At 38.2% G+C, this 709-nt stretch carries 1 protein-coding gene; it reads left to right on the plus strand.

Annotation, left to right across the window (positions count from 1 at the left end):
- On the plus strand, positions 1-241 hold a 241-nt coding region (locus tag AC1DRF_RS30985), incomplete at its 5' end, for a spore coat protein (RefSeq protein ID WP_477742699.1).
- Positions 242-709: the final 468 nt, after the last annotated feature.

Genomic DNA, 709 nt, shown 5'->3' on the forward strand with positions numbered 1-709 from the left:
GTCTCAAGCATCTCTTTTAACCATGACCGCTTTAGAAATAACAAATCCTGTTGTTCGCCGAATATTCGGAGACAGTGTTCCTAATTGGATTGAAATGGCTTATGAAATTTCTCTTTATCAAAATAAACACCATTATTATCAAGTGCCGCAGCTTGCAAAAGAAGATATGCAGCAAATGATCACAAGTTTTGCAAAAGCTACTGCCTCTCCTCAGATGCCTAATAACCATAAACTGCATTAATTAAAAAGAGGCTGGGGCAAACGTATTTTAGTTGAAGGAAGATCCGAACGTTTCACCGTTCGGATCTTTTCATTAGTACGGTGAATATAGGTTATGTTTAGAGTTGCTTCTAGCTGTTGATTGGAAGGAAAGGCGGAGACTCCCGCGAGAAAAGCGGAAYAGRTGAGACCCCRCAGGAGCGCAAGCGACGAGGAGGCTCATCGGCCGCCTGCGGAAAGCGTAGCCTTGCACGGAAATCACCAGCAGTGTAACCAAACGACTCATACTAGATCATTTACTCAGTTTACTCGTCTTTAGATTGTATTGTATTGATTTTGTTATATCTCAATCTCGCTTTGTGCGTATATTTCAGAAAATGACAAAAAACTATGCATTTTGAATTATTTTCTGAATATTTGTAGTATTTTGATTAATTATGTATTATAATACAATTAACTAATAGAAAGGAGTGAGAGATGCATCATATAT

The organism is Priestia sp. P5_B4, from assembly GCF_056400385.1.